The following is a 5292-nucleotide window of genomic DNA, read 5'->3' on the forward strand; positions in this document are numbered from 1 at the left end:
GAGATGGAGCGGTCGACGACGACGTGCCCGTGCTTCGCGGACCTGCCGGGTGCTGAGACGATGCCGCTGCCCGGGTTCCGCAACGACCGGCGCTGGGGCTATTCGAACGAACGGCTCGGCATCCTCTTCCACGGCAACACGATCACCCACCTCGACTCGCCCTGCCACATCTTCTGGGACGGCCTGATGTACAACGGACGACCGCACTCGCTGGTCGACGCCGCGACGGGATCGGCGTGGGCCGCCGTCACGGCCGCCGCGAACGGGATCGTCACGCGGGGTGTCCTGCTGGACATCGCGAAGGTCCGCGAGGTGCCGTGGCTGGAACCGGGTGAGGGAGTGTTTCCGGACGATCTCGAGAGGGCCGAGCGTCGCCAGGGTATAGGCGTGCGACCCGGCGATGCGGTCCTCCTGCGGACCGGTTACGGCCGCCTCCGGCACGAGGCGGGAGCATCGGGCGGCGTCACGCAGCCTGGCTGGCACGCGTCCTGCCTGCCGTGGCTGCACGACCGGCAGGTCGCGCTGATCGGTGCCGACACCCCTCAGGACGTCCAGCCGTCGGGGTACGACGACCTGGCGATGCCCGTTCACACCGTGGGCCTCGTCGCGATGGGTCTGTGGCTGCTGGACAACTGCGACCTGGAGGACTGCGCGACGACAGCGGCGGAGCTCGGTCAGTGGGACTTCCAGCTCGCCGTCGCTCCGGTCCGCTTCGCCGGCACCTCCGGCAGCCCGGTCAACCCCATCGCGACCTTCTGACCGCGCCACTGTCACCCGGCCTACCCCGGTGGGCCCCGCGCCTGCTACTGAACGCTGAGGCAGCTCAGCCCTCCCGCGACGTGGGCGTAGCCGGTGCCAGACGGATGGCGGACCAGGACACCGGGGGCAGGGTCGCGGTCAGCGTCGAGCCGGCGACGAGGGCGGCCGTGGTCAACGCCTCCGGGCGGACTCGCTCGGGGTCGTCGGCCGTGTTCCTGGCGTACGGGTCGTCCCCGCCGACGGTCCAGGCCTCGACCACCTCGAGGGCACCGAGACCGGCGAGAGCGACGGTGAGGTCCAGCGACCCGTTGACGTCGCGGTTCACCGCGAAGATCGTGACCTCCCCGGTCTGCGTGTCATGGGTCGCCACCGCGTCGAGGACGGGCACCGCGCCGAAGCGCTGGGTCTCGTACGTGGGGCCCTGGGGCTCGACGCGCAGCACCGTGCCCTGCGCGAGCCGGGAGGTGAGCGCGAACGGGTGGAAGATCGTCTGGCGCCAGGCCCGGCCCCCGGGTTCGGTCATGATCGGGGCGATGACGTTGACGAGCTGGGCCTGGCAGGCCGCGGTGACGCGGTCGCTGTGGCGCAGCAGCGAGATCAGCAGGTTGCCGACGACGACGGCATCCGCGGCGTTGTAGTGGTCCTCGATGACGGGCTGCGCCACCTCCCACGAGGTCGGCTTCTCGGCGTTCTCGAACCGGCTGAGGTACCACACGTTCCACTCGTCGAACGAGATGTTGATGCGCTTGCGGCTCTTGAGCCGGGCTCCGACGCTGTCGGCGGTGGCGACGACGCTGTCGACGAAGTGGTCCATGTCGACGGCGGACGCGAGGAAGCTGCCGAGGTCGCCGTCGTGCTCCTCGTAGTAGGCGTGCGCCGAGATCGCGTCCACCTGGTCGTAGGCCAGCTCGAGCACCGTGGCCTCCCACGAGCCGAACGTCGGCATGCCGGAGCTGGAGCTGCCGCAGGCCACGAGCTCGAGGCCGGCCTCGGCCGAGCGCAGGGCACGGGCGACCTCCGCGGCGAGGCGGCCGTACTCGTGCGCGGTCTTGTGGCCGGTCTGCCACGGGCCGTCCATCTCGTTGCCGAGGCAGAACATCCGGATGCCGTGCGGTTCCTTGGCGCCGTTGCTACGGCGCAGCTCCGCGAAGTGGGTGCCCTCGGGCTGGTTGAGGTACTCGTGCACGTCGAGGGCCTCCTGGACGCCGCGGGTGCCGAGGTTGAGGGCGTACATGATCTCGACGCCGGCCTTGTCCGCCCAGCGGGCGAACTCGTCGATGCCGACCTCGTTGGTCTCGAGGCCGTGCCAGGCGAGGTCGCGTCGCACCGGTCGCTGGGCCACGGGACCGATGCCGTCCTCCCAGCGGTAGCCCGAGACGAAGTTGCCGCCGGGGTACCGCACGATGCTGACGCCCAGCTCGCGCGTCAGGGCGAGGACGTCCTCGCGGAACCCGTCGGCATCGGCGGTGGGGTGGTCCGGCTCGTAGATGCCGGTGTACACGCACCGGCCCATGTGCTCGACGAACGACCCGAAGGTGCGTCGGTTGACGGGGGCGATCGTGAAGCTCGGGTCGAGGCGGAAGGAGGCGGAGGTCATCGGAGTCCTTGGAAGGTGTGGGGAGTGCGGGTGTGGAGTCGACACCCGGCGAGCATGGGACTGCGGGCTACTTGAGCGCGCCGCTGCTGACGCCGCTGCGCCAGAACCGCTGCAGGAAGACGAAGGCGACCACGAGCGGGATGATGGCAAGGAGCGCGCCGGTGGTGACGAGGTTGAAGAGCACGCGGGTCCCCGCCTCCTGCTGCGCCGTGTTGAACCAGGTCGTGAGCCCGACGGTCAGCGGGTAGAGCTTCGCGTCACTGAGCATCACGAGCGGCAGGAAGTAGTTGTTCCACGTCGCGACGAGGGTGATGAGGAAGACGGTGACGATCGCCGGCCGCATCATCGGCAGGACGACCTGCCAGAAGATGCGGAACTCGCCGGCGCGGTCGATCCGGGCTGCGTCGAGCAGCTCCTGCGGCACGCTCTCGGCGACGAAGACCCGGATGAGGTAGGTGCCGAAGGGGCTCAGCAGCGAGGGCAGGATGACGGCCCAGATGGTGTTCACCAGCTCGAGCCGCGACAGCAGGAGGTACGTCGGCAGCACGAGGGCGGTGGCCGGGACCATGACCATCCCGAGCAGCCCCGACTCGATCAGTCGCTTGCCGGGGAAGCTGAACCGTGCCAGCCCGTAGCCGGCCAGGGCGCACAGGGACGTCGCCCCCAGCGCGCTCGCCCCCGAGTAGAGCGCGGTGTTGACGAGCCAGCGCCCGTAGACGCCGCCGTCCTCGGTGAACAGCTGGCGGAGGTTGGCGACGAGGTCGAACCCGTGGCCGAACCACAGTGCGGGCGTGGAGAGCAGGTCGGGTTGGCTCTTGGTGGCGGCGAAGAGGATCCAGATGAGCGGGATCGTGAAGTAGACGATCCCCAGTGTCATGAGGCTGTGCGCCAGGCGGGTCCTCGGTTCGCCGAAGCGGCCGCCCCGCGGGCGCGTGGCCGTGTGCGGCGCTCGCCGGCCGGCCTCGATCCGTGTGGTCAGCGTCATGCGCGTGCTGCCCTTCTGCGAGAGACGAAGACGAAGAGGTACGACAGGACGAAGACGCTCAGCCCGAGGGTGAACGAGATCGCCGCGGAGTAGCTGAAGGCGGAGAACCGGAACGCCTGGCTGTAGGCGTAGAGGTTCGGCGTGTAGCCGGCGTCGATGTCCGGGGCGAAGCGCGCGAGGATCGCCGGTTCGTTGAAGAACTGCATCGTGCCGATGACGGTGAAGATGGCGGCGAGGGAGAGCGCCGGCTTGATCGCCGGGACCTTGACCCGCAGCGCGATCTGCACCGGTGAGGCGCCGTCGATGACCGCGGCCTCGTACATCTCCCGGGGCACGCCCTGCAGGGCGGAGTAGAGGACGATCATGTTGTAGCCGGTCCAGGCCCAGGTGACGACGTTGCCGAGGGAGACGAGCAGCAGGGAGCCGCCGAAGAAGTTGACCGGCGCGTCCCCCCAGAGTCCCGAGATCCCGGCGAACGGCCCGAAGGTCTTGCTGTAGAGGAAGCCCCACATGAGGGCGCCGATCACGGCCGGGACGGCATACGGCATGAAGGCGACGAGCCGGAAGACCTTGGCGACCCGGCTGTTGATGGCATCCAGCGCCAGAGCGCCGGCGAGGGCGATCCCGAGCATGATCGGGATCTGGATGACACCGAAGACGATGACGCGGCGCAGCCCGGTGAGGAACTGCGGGTCCGTGAACGCCTGCTTGTACTGCTCCAGCCCGCTGAAGTGGGGGCCGAGGACGAGGCTCTCGCTGTGGAGGCTCAGCCAGAACGCGTAGCCGAGGGGGAGGGCGAGGAAGAGCAGGACGATGAGGAGGAACGGTAGGACGAACAGTGCGCCGGCGACCGCCTGACGCGCCTGGTGGGAAAGGCCTTGGCGGGCGGCCCGCGTCGTCGGTGGGACGACGGTCGCCGGAGAAGCGGTGACGGGGCGGTCGGCCGGAAGGAGCTGGCTCATGGGGACCTCCGGGTCCGGTGGGGGCCGGGTCGGCAGGTGGCGGAGGTGGACCACCTGCCGACCCGGCGGCGAGTGGGACGGGCTACTCGCTGACCTTGAAGCCCTGCTGCTGGGCGTAGGCGACGACCTTCTTCTGGGTGTCGTCGAGGACCGTGCTCCACGGGCGCTTGCCGTCCAGGGCCTCGGCGCTCAGGTCGTTCATCGTCGCGAACACGTAGTCCTGGAACGGGGTGTACTGGAACTCGCCGAGGCTGTTGGAGACCGGGACGAAGATCTGGTTCACCTTCTGGCCGCCGAAGAAGTCGTACGCCTTGTCGGTGAACGACGTGTTGGCGGCGACGTCCTTGACCAGCGGATAGAGGAAGGCCTTGTTGAGGCCGATGTCCCACGCGGCCTTGGAGGACCCGAACAGCTCGCGGGCGACGATCGTGGCCTCCTTCGGGTGCTGGCTCTGGGTGGTGACCGTGAAGGTGGAGCCGCCCCAGTCTCCCTGGTCGTTGGCGCCTTCGGTCCACTGCGGCATCGGGGCGACGGCCCACTTGCCGGAGGTCTTCTTCAGCGACCCGGCGAGGTAGCCGGGGGTCCAGCCCGCGGCCGCCCAGGTCCAGTACTTGCCGTTGTCCAGCGCCGCGGTGGCGTCGGCGGTGAAGAACGGGTCCTTGGCCATGAGCCCCTTGTCGACGAGGTTGCCGTAGAAGTCGACGACCTTCTTGCACTCGGGTGACGTCAGGCGGATGCCGACCGCGTCCTTGGCCTGTGCCTGGGAGTAGCTGTACGGCTTGCAGCCGGCCTGCCACATGAGCCCGTTGAGCCAGCCACCGTCCTTGCCGAAGCTGGCGATGTACGCCTTCGGGTCGGCGGCCTTGATCTTCTCGGCTGCGGCCGCGTAGTCGTCCCACGTCTTCGGGACGGCGATCTTGTACTTGTCGAAGAGGTCCTTGCGGTACATGAGGGCCATCGGGCCACCGTCGACGGGGATGGCGTAGACC

Annotated in this window: 5 protein-coding genes; 1 reads left to right on the plus strand and 4 read right to left on the minus strand. The window is 69.2% G+C overall.

Annotated features, from left to right (window positions below):
• Nucleotides 1-759, plus strand: a 759-nt coding sequence (locus tag ACR9ZK_RS20635) for a cyclase family protein (RefSeq protein ID WP_481343837.1), incomplete at its 5' end; no start/stop codon positions are given.
• A gap of 64 nt (nucleotides 760-823) precedes the next feature.
• On the opposite strand, the gene arfA is transcribed toward ACR9ZK_RS20635, so the two are convergent.
• The 4 genes from arfA to ACR9ZK_RS20655 form a co-directional block, all read right to left on the minus strand.
• A complete protein-coding gene (arfA, locus tag ACR9ZK_RS20640; RefSeq protein WP_481343838.1) occupies nucleotides 824-2356 on the minus strand; it encodes an arabinosylfuranosidase ArfA in 1533 nt (510 codons plus the stop codon).
• A 67-nt stretch (nucleotides 2357-2423) separates the two neighbouring features.
• Nucleotides 2424-3341 (minus strand): carbohydrate ABC transporter permease, encoded by a 918-nt coding sequence (locus ACR9ZK_RS20645; RefSeq protein ID WP_481343839.1) that lies wholly within the window; start codon nucleotides 3339-3341, stop codon nucleotides 2424-2426.
• Nucleotides 3338-4303, minus strand: coding sequence for a carbohydrate ABC transporter permease (locus ACR9ZK_RS20650; protein WP_481343840.1), 966 nt, complete (start codon nucleotides 4301-4303; stop codon nucleotides 3338-3340). Before ACR9ZK_RS20650 ends, ACR9ZK_RS20645 begins: the two co-directional genes overlap by 4 nt.
• 82 nt (nucleotides 4304-4385) lie before the next feature.
• Nucleotides 4386-5292 (minus strand): ABC transporter substrate-binding protein (locus ACR9ZK_RS20655; RefSeq protein WP_481343841.1); only part of this gene is annotated, 907 nt, incomplete at its 5' end.

The organism is Monashia sp. HAY1-5C, from assembly GCF_056755255.1.